The 17,978-nt window shown below is 53.8% G+C and carries 14 protein-coding genes and 2 rRNA genes (1 of these 16 cut by a window edge); 11 read left to right on the top strand and 5 right to left on the bottom strand.

Features of this window, described 5'->3' with window-relative positions; translation table 11 throughout:
• The 3 genes from REIFOR_RS16395 to REIFOR_RS16385 all read left to right on the top strand — a co-directional run.
• Positions 1-2,059, top strand: a 23S ribosomal RNA gene (locus tag REIFOR_RS16395); it begins 943 nt to the left of the window's first position.
• Between the two features lie 165 nt (positions 2,060-2,224).
• Positions 2,225-2,340, top strand: a 5S ribosomal RNA gene (gene rrf / locus REIFOR_RS16390).
• A gap of 274 nt (positions 2,341-2,614) precedes the next feature.
• Complete coding sequence (locus REIFOR_RS16385; RefSeq protein WP_100258581.1) at positions 2,615-3,064, top strand: DUF1499 domain-containing protein; 450 nt, start codon at positions 2,615-2,617, stop codon at positions 3,062-3,064.
• Between the two features lie 51 nt (positions 3,065-3,115).
• On the opposite strand, the gene REIFOR_RS16380 is transcribed toward REIFOR_RS16385, so the two are convergent.
• Positions 3,116-4,618 carry a CoA-acylating methylmalonate-semialdehyde dehydrogenase gene (locus REIFOR_RS16380; RefSeq protein WP_100258580.1) on the bottom strand — a complete coding sequence of 501 codons (1,503 nt, stop codon included), beginning with the start codon at positions 4,616-4,618 and terminating at the stop codon, positions 3,116-3,118.
• Positions 4,619-4,738: 120 nt separating this feature from the next.
• On the opposite strand from REIFOR_RS16380, the gene REIFOR_RS16375 reads away from it, so the two are divergent.
• On the top strand, positions 4,739-5,653 hold the full coding sequence (locus REIFOR_RS16375; protein ID WP_100258579.1) for a LysR family transcriptional regulator: 915 nt from the start codon (positions 4,739-4,741) through the stop codon (positions 5,651-5,653).
• Between the two features lie 92 nt (positions 5,654-5,745).
• Here REIFOR_RS16375 and iolE read toward each other — a convergent pair whose 3' ends face one another.
• Entirely contained in the window at positions 5,746-6,645 is a 900-nt protein-coding gene (iolE, locus tag REIFOR_RS16370; RefSeq protein WP_100258578.1) for a myo-inosose-2 dehydratase, read from the bottom strand.
• 98 nt (positions 6,646-6,743) lie between these two features.
• Positions 6,744-8,672 (bottom strand): bifunctional 5-dehydro-2-deoxygluconokinase/5-dehydro-2-deoxyphosphogluconate aldolase, encoded by a 1,929-nt coding sequence (locus tag REIFOR_RS16365; RefSeq protein ID WP_100258577.1) that lies wholly within the window; start codon positions 8,670-8,672, stop codon positions 6,744-6,746.
• Between the two features lie 364 nt (positions 8,673-9,036).
• On the opposite strand from REIFOR_RS16365, the gene iolB reads away from it, so the two are divergent.
• The gene (gene iolB, locus REIFOR_RS16360) at positions 9,037-9,861 is read left to right on the top strand and encodes a 5-deoxy-glucuronate isomerase (RefSeq protein WP_100258576.1); all 825 of its coding nucleotides are present in this window, start codon (positions 9,037-9,039) and stop codon (positions 9,859-9,861) included.
• Positions 9,862-9,930: 69 nt separating this feature from the next.
• On the opposite strand, the gene REIFOR_RS16355 is transcribed toward iolB, so the two are convergent.
• Positions 9,931-10,131 (bottom strand): hypothetical protein, encoded by a 201-nt coding sequence (locus tag REIFOR_RS16355; protein ID WP_227003712.1) that lies wholly within the window; start codon positions 10,129-10,131, stop codon positions 9,931-9,933.
• Positions 10,132-10,289: 158 nt separating this feature from the next.
• Between REIFOR_RS16355 and REIFOR_RS16350 the strand changes: the two genes are divergently transcribed.
• The 6 genes from REIFOR_RS16350 to REIFOR_RS16325 all read left to right on the top strand — a co-directional run bounded on the left by REIFOR_RS16350 (position 10,290) and on the right by REIFOR_RS16325 (position 16,746).
• Positions 10,290-11,126, top strand: coding sequence for a MurR/RpiR family transcriptional regulator (locus tag REIFOR_RS16350; RefSeq protein WP_100258575.1), 837 nt, complete (start codon positions 10,290-10,292; stop codon positions 11,124-11,126).
• 373 nt (positions 11,127-11,499) lie between these two features.
• Positions 11,500-12,453, top strand: coding sequence for a substrate-binding domain-containing protein (locus tag REIFOR_RS16345; RefSeq protein ID WP_100258574.1), 954 nt, complete (start codon positions 11,500-11,502; stop codon positions 12,451-12,453).
• A 93-nt stretch (positions 12,454-12,546) separates the two neighbouring features.
• Entirely contained in the window at positions 12,547-13,623 is a 1,077-nt protein-coding gene (locus tag REIFOR_RS16340) for an ABC transporter permease (RefSeq protein ID WP_100258573.1), read from the top strand.
• A 14-nt stretch (positions 13,624-13,637) separates the two neighbouring features.
• Positions 13,638-14,408, top strand: coding sequence for an ATP-binding cassette domain-containing protein (locus REIFOR_RS16335; protein ID WP_100258572.1), 771 nt, complete (start codon positions 13,638-13,640; stop codon positions 14,406-14,408).
• 78 nt (positions 14,409-14,486) lie between these two features.
• Positions 14,487-15,491 (top strand): inositol 2-dehydrogenase, encoded by a 1,005-nt coding sequence (iolG, locus tag REIFOR_RS16330; RefSeq protein ID WP_100258571.1) that lies wholly within the window; start codon positions 14,487-14,489, stop codon positions 15,489-15,491.
• 235 nt (positions 15,492-15,726) lie between these two features.
• A complete protein-coding gene (locus REIFOR_RS16325; RefSeq protein ID WP_100258570.1) occupies positions 15,727-16,746 on the top strand; it encodes a LacI family DNA-binding transcriptional regulator in 1,020 nt (339 codons plus the stop codon).
• Positions 16,747-16,835: 89 nt separating this feature from the next.
• Here the strand turns inward: REIFOR_RS16325 and REIFOR_RS16320 are convergent, their stop codons facing one another.
• A complete protein-coding gene (locus REIFOR_RS16320; protein WP_100258569.1) occupies positions 16,836-17,969 on the bottom strand; it encodes a Gfo/Idh/MocA family protein in 1,134 nt (377 codons plus the stop codon).
• Positions 17,970-17,978 lie beyond the last annotated feature (9 nt).

Raw genomic sequence — 17,978 nt, 5'->3', positions numbered from 1 at the left:
ACCACTGGGGGTAGAGCACTGTTTGGGCTAGGGGGTCATCCCGACTTACCAACCCCATGCAAACTCCGAATACCAGTGAGTACTATCCGGGAGACACACGGCGGGTGCTAACGTCCGTCGTGAAAAGGGAAACAACCCAGACCGTCAGCTAAGGTCCCAAAGTTTTGGTTAAGTGGGAAACGATGTGGGAAGGCTCAGACAGCTAGGAGGTTGGCTTAGAAGCAGCCACCCTTTAAAGAAAGCGTAATAGCTCACTAGTCGAGTCGGCCTGCGCGGAAGATATAACGGGGCTCAAACCAAACACCGAAGCTACGGACTTGTGTATTTATACATGAGTGGTAGAGGAGCGTTGTGTAAGCCGTTGAAGGTGAGTTGAGAAGCTTGCTGGAGGTATCACAAGTGCGAATGCTGACATGAGTAACGATAATGCGAGTGAAAAACTCGCACGCCGAAAGATCAAGGTTTCCTGTTCAACGTTAATCGGAGCAGGGTGAGTCGGCCCCTAAGGCGAGGCTGAAGAGCGTAGTCGATGGGAAACAGGTTAATATTCCTGTACTTCAATACAGTGCGAAGGGGGGACGGAGAAGGCTAGGTGATCCGGGCGTTGGTAGTCCCGGTTTAAGCGTGTAGGCTGAGTGTTTAGGAAAATCCGGACACTCACTAAGGCTGAGGCGTAATGACGGTGATCCCACGGGATCCGAAGTCACTGATGCCATGCTTCCAGGAAAAGCCTCTAAGCTCCAGCTGTATTGGAACCGTACTCCAAACCGACACAGGTGATCAGGTAGAGAATACCAAGGCGCTTGAGAGAACTCGGGTGAAGGAACTAGGCAAAATGGTGCCGTAACTTCGGGAGAAGGCACGCCCAGGCTGGTGATGAGACTTGCTCTCTGAGCTGACTTGGGCCGAAGATACCAGGCCCCTGCGACTGTTTACTTAAAACACAGCACTCTGCAAACACGAAAGTGGACGTATAGGGTGTGACACCTGCCCGGTGCCGGAAGGTTAATTGATGGGGTTAGCGTAAGCGAAGCTCTTGATCGAAGCCCCGGTAAACGGCGGCCGTAACTATAACGGTCCTAAGGTAGCGAAATTCCTTGTCGGGTAAGTTCCGACCTGCACGAATGGTGTAACGATGGGGGCGCTGTCTCCACCCGAGACTCAGTGAAATTGAAATCGCGGTTAAGATGCCGTGTATCCGCGGCTAGACGGAAAGACCCCGTGAACCTTTACTATAGCTTCACACTGGACTTTGATGTTATTTGTGTAGGATAGGTGGGAGGCTTTGAAGCTGTGACGCTAGTTGCAGTGGAGCCAACCTTGAAATACCACCCTGATAACATTGAGGTTCTAACGTCGGCCTCGAAACGAGGTTACGGACCGTGTGTGGTGGGTAGTTTGACTGGGGCGGTCTCCTCCTAAAGAGTAACGGAGGAGTACGAAGGTGCGCTAAGCATGGTCGGAAATCATGCGGTTAGTATAATGGCATAAGCGCGCTTGACTGCGAGACGGACAGGTCGAGCAGGTACGAAAGTAGGTCATAGTGATCCGGTGGTTCTGTATGGAAGGGCCATCGCTCAACGGATAAAAGGTACTCCGGGGATAACAGGCTGATACCGCCCAAGAGTTCACATCGACGGCGGTGTTTGGCACCTCGATGTCGGCTCATCACATCCTGGGGCTGAAGCCGGTCCCAAGGGTATGGCTGTTCGCCATTTAAAGTGGTACGCGAGCTGGGTTTAGAACGTCGTGAGACAGTTCGGTCCCTATCTGCCGTGGACGTTGGAAAATTGAGAAGAGCTGCTCCTAGTACGAGAGGACCGGAGTGGACGAACCTCTGGTGTTCGGGTTGTCATGCCAATGGCATTGCCCGGTAGCTAAGTTCGGACGGGATAACCGCTGAAAGCATCTAAGCGGGAAGCCCCCTTCAAGATAAGTTTTCCCCGAGGCTTTAAGCCTCCTGAAGGGCCCAGTAAGACTAACTGGTTGATAGGCAGGGTGTGTAAGCGTTGTGAGGCGTTGAGCTAACCTGTACTAATTGCCCGTGCGGCTTGGCCATATAACGCCGAAGTGGTTTGAGCTGTTGGTAGTTCAGAGATACGCTGAAAGAAAAGAACGACCAAGATGAGTTGAGCAGTATCCGGAAGTTGAGAGCTTTTTTAGTACCCAATTGCGTAGAGCGTGCGCTGTCGTATGACAGACGCGAGCTATGACAACCAGTTTGCTTGACGAACATAGAGCGTTGGAACCACCTGATCCCATACCGAACTCAGAAGTGAAACGACGTATCGCCGATGGTAGTGTGGGGTCTCCCCATGTGAGAGTAGGTCATCGTCAAGCTCCTAAAAAGAAAACCCCGATCGGAAACGGTCGGGGTTTTTGCTATGCGTGGGACTCTCACATGGGTAGACCCACTTTTTAGTGGGCTCGGGTTGCCGCATCACGCGAGGCGTCGCACCGCCCCCTGTGAGAGTAGGTCATCGTCAAGCTCCTAAAAACGAAAAACCCGCAGTCTAACGGCTGCGGGTTTTTTTATGCCTGCTCGTAAATAATCATGGCTCTGAGGTATGCTCAGCATTAGCCTGCCCAACTCATTACAGAGGTCCTTATTAAGATGCGTTATCTGTTACTCGCCCTTAGCGTTATGTTGGTTGGCTGTGTGTCAACACGGTCCATTCCCCAGACTGGGATCGATTTTCAATTGGATCGATGCCCACCTTTTTTAAACTGTGTATCAAGCGAGTCTATTATCCCGCTCTATCAAGTCGCCCCGGTAAAACTGGTCGCACCGTTGCGCCGCGAAAGTTGGCAAGCCATTCAACAGACTGTTTTGGCTCAGCCCGGCGCTTCTTTAACGCAAGCGCGCTTTGGTTACCTTAGGGTGACCTGGCACAGTGCCTTGTTTCGCTTTCCGGATTTTGTCGAGCTCTTGGTCACTGATGATTCGAACAGTTTGGCGGTGCGCTCTCAATCCCTGTTTGGCCTATTTGACTTTGGTGTCAACAGAGCGCGCATTGAGCGCCTTCGGGAGGAATTAATTGCTAGGGGTTTAGCCGTTCGATAGGCAAAAAAAAGGCAATGCGCTTGCGCATTGCCTTTTTCATCGGACTAAATTTTACTTCATCGTGGGCATGGTGAATTCCGGACCCGCGCTCAGGCCGGTCGGCCAACGCGCGGTAATGGTCTTCATGCGGGTATAGAAACGCACACCATCTGGGCCATGCATATGCAACGGGCCGAACAGTGAGCGCTTCCAGCCACCAAAGCTGTGGAACGCCATTGGCACGGGGATTGGGACGTTAACCCCGACCATGCCTACCTGGACGTTCTCAACGAAGTTACGTGCGGTGTCGCCGTCGCGTGTGAAGATTGCCGTACCATTGCCATATTCGTGAGCGTTGATCAGGTTTAAGGCTTCTTCATAGCTATTCACTCGAACCACACAGAGAACCGGTCCAAAGACCTCCTCCTGATAAATACGCATACCGGCCTTGACGTTGTCGAACAGGGTCGGTCCGACAAAATAGCCATTTTCATGGCCAGAAACGACAAAGTTGCGACCATCGACAACCAGGGTTGCACCTTCAGCGACGCCCGAGTCAATGAAACCGAGCACCTTATCGGCATGTTCACGGGTAATGAGCGGGCCCATATGTGCCTCTGGACCGTCGCTGATGCCCGCACCAACTGTCATGGTGGCGATATTCTCGCTGAGGTCTTTGATCAGGTGGTCGGCCACTTCATCACCAACACAGACGGCTACCGAGATCGCCATGCAGCGTTCGCCAGCCGATCCATATGCCGCACCCATCAGCGAGTTGACCACCTGCGATGGTTCCGCATCGGGCATAACGATCATATGGTTCTTTGCACCACCCAATGCCTGAACACGCTTGCCGTGGGCACTGGCTGTTGAATAGATGTATTCAGCAATAGGTGTCGAGCCGACAAAACTGACCGCCTGAATCCGCTCATCTGTTAACAGGACGTCTACGGCTTCTTTGTCGCCGTTGACAATATTGAAGACACCATCGGGTAGACCGGCCTCTTTGAGCAATTCAGCCAAACGCAGTGGCGTTGACGGATCTTTTTCAGACGGTTTCATAATAAAGGTGTTGCCACAGGCGATCGCGACCGGAAACATCCACATCGGCACCATGGCCGGGAAGTTAAAGGGGCTGATGCCCGCACAGACACCCATCGGCATCATCTGGCTGTAGCTGTCAACACCACGGCCAACATTCAGACTGTGCTCACCCTTTTGTAAGTGCGGGATGCCACAGGCGAATTCAACCACTTCCAGGCCGCGGGTCAGTTCACCCTTGGCGTCGGAGAAGACCTTGCCGTGCTCTTGTGAAATCAGGGTGGCAATCTCATCGGCATGCTTTTCGATCAGTTCTTTGTATTTGAACATGACGCGTGCGCGGTTGAGTGGCGTTACCTTGCTCCAGATTTTGAAAGCGGCTTCTGCATTGGCAATAGCTGCACGGGTCTCGTCTGCGCTGGACAGGGCGACGGTGGCTATTTGCGCACCGGTGGCTGGATTGTAAACCGGTCCAGTGCGGCCCGACGTGGATGCGACGCGTTCGCCGCCGATAAAGTTACCTATGACCGACATGGTTCTTCTCCGTTGTTTGGTTGGGTCCTATTAAATGCCATCAAAAGTGATATAACAATGTAAAATAATTCCTGTATGATGCATCATTTTTGATGTATCACATAGGATCTGAGGCAGCCAATGAGTCGGAATCGTTTCAATTGGGAAGACGCGCGCTATTTCTTAGCCGTTGCCCGCTCCGGCACCATGGGGCGTGCGGCCGATACCCTAGGTATTGCGTCCATTACCTTGTCCCGTCATCTATCCCATCTGCAGTCCCGCACCGGTACTGCCCTCTTTACCCGTCACAGTAAGGGACTGACGCTCACCGACGAGGGACAGCGCCTGTTGGTGTATTTAGAGCGAGCCGAAGCCGAAATCGAGGCCGCGGGTGAGATCTTCGGCTCCGACCCGACCTCGGTCAGTGGCACAGTGCGCATTGCCGCACCGGAGGGCTTTGCGCTGAAGGTGTTAGCACCCCAGCTGAATGGCTTATTGGATGCTAACCCTGAGTTACGGGTTGAGATTGTGCCGCAATTGCGGGGTTTTTCGCTTTCTCGTCGAGAAGCCGATATAGCCATCATGGTGGGCAAACCGACGGAAGCAAAATTGCGCTACACACCCTTAGCAACCTATAACTTGGGCCTGTTTGCCTCGCCCGACTACCTGGCCAGGCGCGGCTATCCTGACTCCATTGAGGCACTCGCCGACCATCGCTTGGTTGGCTATGTCGAAGATCTACTCTTCTCGGATAGGCTTAACACCCCTAAATCGGCCTGGTCGGCATGGCAATCGCAAATATCCATCTACTCGCCGATTGGCCAGGTCGAGGCCGTCCGTGCCGGTACCGGTATCGGGATGTTGCATCGGTTTTTGCTCAATGCCAATGACGAGCTGATTCGCTTACTGCCGGAGGTGGAGGTGGAACGAGAGTTCTATCTGGTGTACCACCCGACGACTGAGCGGATACCGCGCATCGCGACGGCGATTGAGTTTCTCAAGCACATCAGTGTTGAAACCAGCAGTGAGTTACCGGCGTCCGAAGCCAATAGTTGAAGAGCTAGGGTGTGCCATGCTTGCAGCGACCCTGGCGGAGAGCCAGGGCAGGTCGGGTACCCAGCGATAATGGGCACCCTTACGATTCAACCCTAAGCGTCGACGTCAATACCGGCGTCGGCACAGAGTCGGCTCAGGTTGGCATGGCCCAGCTTGGCATAGGTCAGGGGATGCGCCACAGCAGGATCCTGTTCGGCCTCAACGACTAGCCAACCGCTGTAGTTATGCGACTTGAGCACCGCAAAAACAGCCGGATAGTCAATAAAGCCGTCGCCGGGCACAGTAAAGGTGCCATTCAAAACCGAATTTAAGAAGCTCAAATTACGGTTTTTACTGTCCGCTAACACTGCCTTACGAACATCCTTGCAGTGCACGTGCTTGATACGCTGCGCATGTCGGGTTGCGACCGCAACAACATCCCCGCCGGCAAAGGTTAGGTGGCCAGAGTCGAGTAACAGACCGACGGCCTCGGAGGTACCGGCCATCAGGCGATCGATATCGTCCTCGGTCTCAATTACCGTGCCCATATGGTGGTGGTAAGCCAAGGCCACGCCTTGGCTTTGTAGGTATTCGCCGACCTTGTTGATCCGCGTAAGAAACTCCGGCCATTCAGCCTCGGTCATCTTCGGACGCTTGCTGACCGGGGTGTCCAGATCGCCATGGATGCAGCGGCTGACCTCGCAATAGACCATTACGGTCGAGCCCAGTTGCTTGAGTAAGTTCAGATGATCCTGTAGCGCGGCGATCTCATCCTCAACGCTGCGCTCCAGCAGTAGGCTGCTGTACCAGCCCGAGACCAGTACCAGGCCATGGGCGTCGAGAATAGGGCTGAGAATCTCAGCTTGGCGAGGAAATTTCTGACCCAGTTCGAAGCCGCTGTAACCGGCCAGCTTGCCCTCGGAAAGGCAGGTTTCCAGCGATGTATCCGCACCTAAGGCGGGAAGATCGTCGTTGGTCCAGGTCAGCGGGTTAATACCGATGCGTACCGTCATGTCATTACTCCTCAGCGCCAGCCGGGTTTGGACCGCAAGCTGGCTGATAAAATGTGTGTGGTTTTAGTTTAAATCGGCGGCTCTGTGGCTGGGCCAACCTAACCGCGATTCCGCCAGTGTTGAATCAGATCGAAGTAGTTATTGCCGACCTGTTCGATAAATTGTTCGTCACTAATCTCATTCGCCAACCAGCGATAGCTCTCCTTGGCCCAAAGGGTCCGCCCGACGGTAAAGCCTTTGCAGATATCAAACCCGGCGGAGTTGGCAAAGTCGCGCTTGAGCTCTTCAATAGGGGCATCCAGGCCTAACAACAGAATACCGCGGCAATGCGGCGCTCGGGCCTGAATCAATTGAGTCAACTTAGCCCAAGTGGCCGCAGAGGGTGCCGGCAGCTTCCACCAGTCGGGTCGAATGCCCAGATTGTAGAATCGTTGCAGCGACCGCACCAAGGTGTCTTCATCCTGTGCCAGCTCTCGAGGCGGGATCAGTTCGAGCAGTAACTCGTGACCAGAGACGCAACAGGCTTCGTAGAGTTCCTTGGCCTGACGCTCTTGCAGATTGCGCTGCTCTTGCGGCTGGTCGGGATGGTAGAAGATTAAGCACTTGACCACATGCTCCAGCGGCCACTCGCGCAATCGGCTGCCGATCGACCGTCCGCCTTCCAATTCAATGGGGTTAGAGGTCGGCAACTCGACCGGCCGACCGATCCACCAGCCTCGTCCGGTGAGATCATTGAGCGCCTCTTGCCCATAGGTATCATCGATCAGCACTCCGATATTGCCATCGAGCTGGGCCGCGTCGGCACCGTGCTGGGTGGCCTTGACCAAGAGCTGCTTAAGTAGGTTGATGCGCTGCTCATCGGTGCCGGTTTCTCGAGCCATATTAAAGAGTTGAATTCGGTGGTCATAGGCCAGGCCGAATATTTCATGCCACTTCGCTTTGCGCCGGGTGGTCACTCGATGCAAATAGTTGAGCTCGCGGTCCGTGTCGGGTCGAGCAATATCCGCGGCATGTTCGATATAATAATCAAGCTCTTCGGCGGACGGAATGGCCGGCGCACAGCCATGACGAGATACCACCAACGCCCCGCAGGCATTGGCATACTGGCAACAGGTTTGGTGATCTTCGCCGTTTAGCCAGCCGCGTAAGAAGCCGCTGATAAAGGCATCGCCGGCCCCAAGCACATTTAATACATCGACCCGAACGCCTGTGAAGACATCGAAATCCGCCTCAGATGGCGGAATGTCGCCGTCGAGCACGGTACAGCCCAGGGCGCCTAACTTGAGGACAATGGTGGCATTGGTGAGTCGGCGAATGGTTTTCAGTGCCGCGATGGTATCGGTCGTGCCGCCGGCTATATGCACCTCTTCCTCGGTTCCCACGATCAGGTCGAGATAAGGCAAGACGCTTTGCAGGTGCTTGCTGACATTGGCATCGGAGACAAAGCGGTTCTCGCCCTCGCCCATGCCAGTCAGCCCCCACAGTACAGGGCGGTAATCTATATCGAGCACGACCTTGGTGCCGGCGTCCTTGGCATAGTCGATGGCGGTCATACAGGCCTGAAATGTCGAAGGCTTAGACAGGTGGGTACCGGTAATCAACAGTGAGCGACTCGAGGCGATAAAGGTTGGCGTAAAATCGTCTTTGCTTAAGGCCATATCGGCGCAGTCGTTACGATAGAAAATGAGCGGGAAGGTGTCGCGATCTTTTATGCCCAGAATTACCAGGCCGGTTAGGCGTTCGCTATCGGTGATGACATGGCTGGTGTCGACGCCGGCAGCGTCAAACTCCTCGCGCACAAAACGACCCATATGCTCGTCACCGACGCGGGTCAGCATGGCCGAGCGCAAACCCAGGCGGGCGGTGCCGTAGGCAATGTTGCCCGATGAGCCACCGAGGTATTTCGCAAAGCTGCCCATGTCTTCTAAGCGAGCGCCGATCTGTTGGCCATACAGATCTACCGCGGCGCGGCCGACACAGATAATATCGAGATTACGCGCACCGACAGTCTTTTTTAGGTCGCTCATTTTTTTTAGTCCTCTGTATGTCTAGTTCTCTGCTTTTATAGGTATCTGTGGGGGCAGAGCGCAGAAAATTTTGGCGATAAAATTTTTTAGATACGACAGAATAGAATTTTTTTTCTATTTAGTCAAATATCTGGAAACTACATTTCACAATGTAACTTTCGCAAACAATATCAGTACCTTAGGGCGACCGATGAACACTAAATGATCAATTTCATTCGAAAAAGACCATAAAATAGAATAAAAATTCTAAAAAGAGCTTTAGTCCTGAACAAAGAGCCTTTAGTATCGATCGACATCAGCGCGCACGCTGAATCGTTTGTGGGTCCGTCACGTGCCAGAGCAAACCAACCAATTGAGGGAAACTATGTCTCGTTTACTGTCACCTGTATCAGAGCCCGATCAAAATGGCCGAATTCAACATATCACGCCAGAGTCAGCGGGTTGGGAATACGTTGGTTTCGAGGTTTATAAGCTTAAGGCGGGGCGATCACTCAAGGCCGACTCCCTCAACAATGAGGTCTGTCTGGTTATTCTCACTGGCAAGGCGAGCGTTAAGACGCTAAAAGAGTCTTGGTCGCATATCGGTGAACGCACCAGCCTATTCGAACAAAAAGCGCCATACGCGGTTTATGTGCCGCCGTCGGATGCCTACGAGGTAACTGCGGAAACCGATTTGGAACTTGCTGTATGTTCAGCGCCGGCCATGGGACAGTACCCAGCCCGGCTGATCACCCCGGCTCATACTCGATTTGAAACACGCGGCATCGGCACCAATCAACGTCACGTATGCAATATTTTGTTCGGTAATATGGCGGCTGAAAAACTACTCGTCTGTGAAGTCATCACACCCGATGGCAACTGGTCGAGCTACCCGCCGCATAAGCACGATCGGGATCTGGCGCCAACGGAGACCAAGCTTGAGGAGACCTATTACCACCGTATCGATCCGGATCAGGGCTTTGTTTTCCAGCGCGTCTATACCGACAATCGCTCGATTGACGAGACCATGGCGATTGAGAATCACGGCGTGGTTATGGTACCGGAGGGCTACCATCCCGTTGGCGCACCACACGGCTATACCTCTTACTATCTCAATGTGATGGCCGGGCCAGCGCGAGAGTGGATTTTCCACAACGATCCGGATCACGCCTGGATTATCGAAGCCGATAAGTTGAAGGCCTCACGTTAGGGCGCCGTAAGAGGCGCGCTACAGTCGATGGCGGGGCGACAAAGCCAATCCGTAGTCGCCTCAATAACGCTATTGTTCAGGCTCTTCGGGCAGCTCGAAGGTGTAGAATAGGCGGTAATAGCAATAGATTGCCATGGCACCGGTGAGCATGCCCCAAAATGGACTGCCTGCAATCAGCCATTCGAACAGGGCCCAAAGCAGACAGACTGTGGTGACAGCATAGCGCCGCCAGACCGGGCGAAAGAACTCTAAATCTTGATCTCTGATCATCTTAAAACCTTAATGCGAGCTTGAATATCGATGGTAGCCGAGACAATAGGCTGCGCCGAGTATGCCTCAAGCCAGACCATTTTTCGGCAGATTTATTTAAGATGATGTTTGGGTCAGTGGATTTAATCGAAACCAAATACTAAGAGAGCGCACCGATAATGACAAACCCGCCTGCTAAGACGCTTGCTGAACTTAAAGCGCAAATCACGGCAAACCAGACAAACTTGAGTAAACGCCTGTTCCAGGTCGCCCAGTACCTGCTCGATCACCCCAACGAAATTGCGTTCGGCACCGTCGTGGTGATTGCGCGTGATGCCGGGGTGCACCCGTCCACTCTCGTGCGCTTTGCGAGCTCTTTTGGCTACAGTGGTTTTTCAGAAATGCAAAATCTATTCAAAGAGCAGTTGCGCGCCGAGGCGCCTAGCTATAACGACAGAATGCGCATCGCCCGAGAGTCCGAGGGTGACCAGGCTGATGCCAACCCGATCAGCCTGTTGCGTCAGTTTTCCGCAGCAAATTCCTCAGCCTTGGACCAACTGGTGACAGATGTCGACCTGGCTCAGCTTGAAAAGGCCGAGCAGCTGCTCAATGACGCTCAGACCATCTATGTGATGGGCGTGCGCCGGGCCTTTGTTGTCGCCTCTTATTTTGGCTATGCGCTGCGTCACGCGGAACGGCGCGCGTTTTTAATTGATGGTGTGGGTGGCTTGACGCAGGAGCAAGCCAGCTCAATGGGCGCAAATGATGTTCTCATCGCGATCAGTTTTCATCCCTATGGCCAAGAAACGCAGAACGTTGCCCGCGATGCCTTTGCCCGCGGCATACCCGTGGTACTGATCACCGACAGCCACTTAAGCCCACTTGCGGCACAGGCGACTGCGGTCCTGGCGGTGCAAGAAGCGTCGATTCATGGCATTCGGTCCTTGTCGGCTTCGCTCTGCGTGGCTCAGGCGTTGGCCATAGGTCTGACCGATCCGAATCGCGCCAAGGCATAACCCATTGGTCAGGACGCCTTGTTCGACCGGCTTTTCTTGTCCTGCAAGGGGCCTCTTTGATTGGGCCGCTGGCGATGGCAGTGCGCACCAAAATGAGGCCTATTAAAAATAATTTAGAATATTTATTCTAAATTATTGTGATTTGAAATTATTGTTGCTAGAGTGTTTCGGTAGCTGCAACGCAGGGTTTGCAAGCTGAGGAAGATCAGTACAATTCGTACAGGCCGCAGGGTTAGGGCGAAGCTGGTAGTTTCTGCTTGCAACCGGTTGCAAAAGCTCTAAATAAGTGTTTGGATAGAGAGGTTGCCCCACCTGGGGTTCTGGACAATAAAAAAAATTAAACGGGTGGACCAGACACCTGCCGGAGATAAAGATGAAAAAAACATTACTGGCGGCTAGTCTCGCCTCTGCTTTGTTTGCCCAAGCTCACGCAGCTGACACGTTAACCTTCGGTTACGCGGCTTACCTGTTTGATGACAAGTTCTCGACCATTTTGCGCAACGGTGCAGAAGCCTATGCGGAATCATTGGGTCATGAAATGATTCAAGTCGATGCAAACAACGACCAAGGTCGTCAGATAGACCAGGTCAATAACTTTATCGCCAACGGCGTTGATGCGGTCATCATCCAGTCGGTCGATTCTTCAGCGGCCCAACCAATGACTAAAGCATTGGCCGATGCCGGCATCCCAGCTATCTACGTTAACCGTAAGCCAATACCGATCCAGCAGTTGGGTTCTATGGCGGCCTATGTTGCTTCAAATGAGATCGAGTCTGGTACGTTGCAAACATTCGCAATGTGTAACCAACTGCGTGCCGAAGGCAAAGCGGGCGGCGCTCGCGGCTACCTGCTGATGGGTCAGTTGACCTCTGAAGCGGCTATTCAGCGTACCGCGGATGCCGAACAGGTAATGGGCTTGGATATGTGTAACTTCATGACCTTGGTCGCACCGAAGACGACTGGTCAATGGCAGCGTACTAAAGCACAAGACATCATGACTAACTGGTTGTCTACTGGCGAGCCGTTCGACTTCGTTATCGCGAACAATGACGAAATGGCGATGGGTGTTGTTCAAGCATTGAAATCTGCTGGTATCGATATGGATACAGTCGTGATCGGTGGTGTTGACGCAACTGATGATGCAATCGCTGCAATGAAAGGCGGAGATCTGGATGTGACTGTCTTCCAGAACGCTGCTGCTCAGGGCGAAGGCGCTATAAACGCGGCCATCAAGCTGCTCAACGGCGAGAAAGTTGACCGTGAAGTATACGTGCCATTCGAGCTCGTCCTACCGTCAAATGTTGATGAGTACGCGAACCGTAACTAAGTAAGATTGTTATACTGGGGCTCTTTCTTGAGCCCCTATTTTTTTAAAAACATACTTCCCCATAATCCCCATAACCCCCCAGGAGATAGTGTCATGGCTGGTTTAGCACATGGTCTTGGTGGTCTTAAGTACGACCCTAAGAAACGTCATCGTCCACCCGAACTAAATGTCTTTGTAGCATTCGTAGTAATTGTTTTACTGTTTGAGGTGCTGGGTCGACTCTTTGTTGGTGATAGTTTCCTTTTTAATACTCGTGACGGCATCGATACCTTATTTAACGAAGCGCGTCTGCGAATCATTATTTTACAAGTTGCTATTATTGGCATCATTGCCTTGGGTGTGACCCAGGTGATCATCGCCGGTGGTATCGACCTCAGTTCGGGCTCAATTGTTGGCGCTGCCGCAATGGTCGGAACGATGTTTGCTCAGAGCTCCATTAACCAATATGGAATGGAGAATACCGCCCCTGTCTTGGGCATAGCCTTCCTTGATCTGCCCGTTATTGTTGCGATCGTTGCGGCACTGGCCGCAGGTTTGCTCGCGGGGGTGATCAATGGTCTGTTGATTGCGTACGGTAAGATACCGCCCTTTATTGTCACCCTAGGCATGATGCTGTTTGCCCGGGGTGTGGCCAACTGGACCACGAAAGGTAAGCCTATTTCGTATCTGCAGGAAGATTACGCCGCGATTGGCGCAGGTATGACCCCGGTGTTTATCTTTTTAGGTGCCGCCCTGGTCATGCACCTGTTACTCAAATATACCCGCTACGGTAAGCATACCTACGCCATCGGTTCGAATGAACAGGCGGCGCGGATGTCGGGCATCGATGTCGATCGACTCAAAGTTCTAATCTATGCGATCGCCGGTTTCCTCTCGGCCCTGGCGGCCATTGTGCTCAGTTCCAAGGCGTTGACTGGCCAATCTGGCATGGGCGTGATGTACGAACTGGATGCGATCGCGATGGCGGTTATCGGCGGCACTTCGCTCGCCGGTGGTCGTGGTTCGGTACTGGGTACTTGCATCGGTGCGTTGATTTTCGGTGTTATTATTTCTGGATTTACCTTTATGAAGCTTGATGCTTTCTATCAGGAGATGGCGAAGGGAGCCATTATTGTCGCAGCCGTGCTGCTCGATCAATGGCGAGCGCGGCAACAAGCAGCGCGTAATTAATAGAGGATTTCGAGATGAACGATATAATTCTAAAAACCGAAGGCCTCACGAAACACTACGGTGGCGTTCAGGCCCTGGTGGGTGCGGACTTCGAGATCCGGCAAGGTGAGCACGTCGCCATTATGGGCGATAACGGTGCCGGTAAATCGACCTTTGTACGGCAGATTACTGGCGTCGAGCAACGCAGTTCTGGCAAGGTTTATTTTGATGGCCAGGCGGTTGATTTCGCCGGCCCGCTCGAAGCACGAGAAGCTGGCATTGAAACGGTGTTCCAGAACCTAGCCTTAGCCGACGCGCTGAACGTGCCGGATAATTTATTTTTGGGTCGTGAAAAGTTCCTGTTTAAATGTGGACCCTTTTCGATTTTGGATTTTAAGGCAATGCGCAGCGAGACGCTTAAATCACTCGAGCGTACCGGCGTAAAGATTCCTAACGTCGATAACCCGATCAGTAATATGTCGGGCGGCCAGCGTCAATGTGTCGCGATTGCGCGTACCGCGACCTTCCATTCAAAACTGACCATCATGGACGAGCCGACGGCCGCCCTGGGTGTGCAGGAGACGGCGCAGGTGGAAAATATTGTCCGGACGCTCAAGGAGGCCGGTGAGCCATTGATCCTAATCTCGCATAATATGCGCCAAGTCTTTGATCTAGTCGACCGCATCGTGGTGTTCCGACGTGGCCGCATTGTCGCTAACCTGCGCAAAGAAGATACCTCGGGTGAGGATGTTGTCGCCTATATTACTGGCGCAAAAACCGACCCTGCGTACGAGGTGGATGCCTAAGCATCTGCCGGTTAACGGACGTATTTTTAATCTTACTCAACAATTATATGTTTAGGCCGGGCCTAACGGAGCAAAATCATGACAATTCGCATTGGTATTTTGGGTGCAGGGCGCATTGGTAAGGCGCATGCTGCTGCCATCGCTGCAACAGCAGGCGCCACCCTGGTCGCCATCGCGGAGCCCTTTGCCGCCGCTGCGCAGGCAATGGCAGATCAATATGGCTGTGATATTCGGACCATTGATGATATCGCCGCGGCGAATGATGTCGACGGTGTGATTATCTGCACCCCGACGGACACCCACGCTGACCTGATCGAACAGTTCTGTCGCGCCGGCAAGGCGGTGTTTTGTGAGAAGCCTGTCGATCTCAGTTTGCAGCGCGTCAAGGAATGCTTAAAAGTCGTCAATGAGACCAAGGGTACTTTGATGGTCGGTTTTAATCGCCGCTTCGACCCGGATTTTATCGGGGTTAAAACGGCGATCGATGACGGTGCGATCGGCAAGGTCGAGATGGTATCCATTACCAGTCGCGACCCTGGCGCGCCTCCGGTCGATTATATCAAGCGTTCCGGCGGTATCTTCCGCGATATGACCATCCATGACTTCGACGTGGCGCGTTGGTTGCTGGGCGAAGAGGTAACCACAGTCCAGGCTGCAGCATCGGTTCTGGTCGATGACGAGATCGGTAAGGCGGGCGATTACGACAGCGCCAATATCTTGCTGACCACTGCATCTGGGCGTCAAGCAGTGATTTCGAACAGTCGTCGGGCAACCTATGGCTATGATCAGCGGATTGAAGTGCTCGGCTCTAAGGGCTTGGTGTCAGCGGAGAACCATCATGAGAATCGAGTCACGATCGCCAATGCCGACGGCTTTCAGCGCCGGCCCCTGTTGAACTTCTTTATGGAGCGTTATATGCCGGCGTACGAAGCCGAGATTCGGGCCTTCGTTGCGGCGGTTGAGGACGGTATTGCACCGCCCACGACCGGGCATGATGGTCTGATGGCAATGGCCTTGGCAGATGCTGCTCTGAAGTCTGTCGAAGAAGGGCGTGCAGTGCTCCTTTCTGAGATTCTGGTCTAGCGACAACCGGCTCATCCCTGTTTAAGGCGATGGGCTGTTTAGCTGTTCTTTTCCCCGCTGGGCGAGTCCTGGTCGCTAGTTTATGGCTCATTGGAGTAATTCCCATCCGTCTGCCACGTCGAACGTTTAATCGACGGCTTCTCGGACTCTTCACGCAGCCTATCGTGGTAGTATGGCAAAAGGCTTTCGACACCCGTTGAGATGCTAATCGAACATTACCCTAACTGGATACTGAGTGTCTCGAACAACGAAGAATCGTGTCACGCTAGCAGAGGTTGCTAAGCTTGCCGGCGTTAGCCGCAGTGCTGTTTCGCGCAGCTTTACCGTCGGGGCGTCCGTCGCGCCGAGTACCTTGTTGCGGGTGCGCGAGGCGGCTAAGGAACTGGGCTACCGACCTAATATATTAGCGCGCAGTCTGACCACCGGCCAGACCGGTCTGGTCGGTCTGGTGGCCAACAACTTTCACAATCCCGTCTACCTTGAGTGGTTCGATATCTTTACCCGCCTGCTGCAAGCGCGCGGGTTGCGCACCCTGTTAATTAACCTCACCGATGAAGTCGAGCCGCTGCGCAGTCTGGATCTATTGATGCAATATCAGGTTGATGCTGTGGTGGTGGCGACCTCAACCCTGCCGATCAGCTTTGCCAGCGCCTTTGCCGAAGCGGGCTTGCCGGTGGTGCATGCCTTCGGCCGCGACAATGATGGTGACTTTGATGTGGTTGGCATCGATAACCGGGAAGCCGGACGAATCGCAGCGCGCCGTCTACTGGCTTGTGGTTACCAGAGTGTTGGCTTCCTAGGCGGGCCTGAGAGCTCAACCTCGACACGCGATCGTTTGGCGGGCTTTATGGATGTTGTTGAAGAACATGCGGGGGTCCAGTTTCAAATTGGTTATTCGCAAACCTATAGTTTCGAAGGCGGCTTTGAGGCGATGCAGGGGTTAATGGCCGGTGAACTAGCGCAGGGCTATTTTTGCGGTGATGATGTGGTCTCTATCGGTGCTATGAGCGCGTTGCGCCGTGGCGGTATCCAAGTACCCGAAGCGGTGGGCATTATTGGTTTTAATAATGTTGAGATGGCGGCGTGGGACAATATTCGCCTAACCACGGTGGCCCAGCCACTGGCCCAGATTGTTGAGGTAACGGTAGAGTGTTTGCAAGCCCAGCTGCAATCGAAAGAGGCCTATCAGCCCAGCGCTAAGCTGTTGCCGTGCCAAATCATCGAGCGCGATACCTTGCCCAAGGCTCTCAGCTAAACTGCGGCCAAGCTCTAAACCTAATGATCCCTAAGCTGCTAAACAACCCCGCTAGCCATCCGGCGAGCAGGGCTGCCTGATCGGCCTCGCTAGAGCTCGACCCACTGACCATTATTGTTGCCAGAGCGGGCCACTGCGGCAATCGCACTGATGGAGTCTGCCCCGGCTTCGACCAAGGGCACCAAGCCCAAGTCCGGAGTTTGACCAGCCTTAAGCGCATGAATTGCGGTGGCCAGTTCAGAGTAGATATTGCCAAAGGCCAGGGGCATGCCTTCGGAATGACCGATGGTCACTCGACTGGAGCGATCGGCCTCAGGTGATAAACCGCCCTCACCGCGTTCGATGATCTGCGTTCGGCCGCCCAGCGGGGTGTAAAAGAGCTGGTTCGGTTGCTCTTGGGTCCAGCGCAACCCGCCGGTTTCACCAAACACCTGAATGCCCAAGCCATGTTGCCGACCGAGCGCGCAGGAAGAGGTCCAGAGACGACCGACGGTGCCTTCAGACATGCGAAAATTAACCATCGCATCATCCTCCAGGGTTCGGCTCGGGATCAGGCTGACGCAGTCCGCCGAGAGGCGTTCAACGCGCTGATTGGTGACAAAGGTGGCCAGGTGCAAGGCATGAATGCCGCAGTCGGCGAATTGCGCCGAGACACCGACCATCTCCGGATCATAGCGCCAGCGCACGCGCGGATTATCGGCATCGGCGGCATCGGCATGATGACCGTGGGCGAACTCGGTAAAGACCATGCGCACCTTGCCGATATCTCCGCGCGCGACCATGGCACGCATATGACGCACTAAGGCGTAACCGGTGTAGCCATAATTGACGGCGCATATTTTGCCACTCTCGCGGGCCACCCCGATTAGGCTTTGGGCTTCTTTCGGCGTCATGGTGAGCGGCTTTTCGCATAAAACGTTAAAGCCGGCCTCCAAAAAGGCCTTAGTGATCTCAAAGTGGGTATTGTTCGGCGTGGCAACCGTGACCAGGTCCACCCGGTCGGCCCGTGCAGACTCGCCGGCAAGCATTTCGCGCCAGTCACCATAGCTTCGGCTTGGCTCCAACCCGAGCTCTTGGCCATAGGCTCGACCCTCCTCGGCGCGATGGTCTAGTGCGCCGGCGGTAAAGTTATAGAGGCCATCGAGCCGCGCCGCAAGCCGATGCGCCGGTCCAATCTGACTGCCTCGGCCACCGCCGATTAAGCCCCAGTTTATTGTTGTCATCTGTATCTC

The sequence above is a fragment of the Reinekea forsetii genome, assembly GCF_002795845.1.
Taxonomy (GTDB): domain Bacteria; phylum Pseudomonadota; class Gammaproteobacteria; order Pseudomonadales; family Natronospirillaceae; genus Reinekea; species Reinekea forsetii.
Note: the sequence above shows the minus strand (reverse complement) of the source record. Positions and strands in the feature narration are given on the sequence as shown.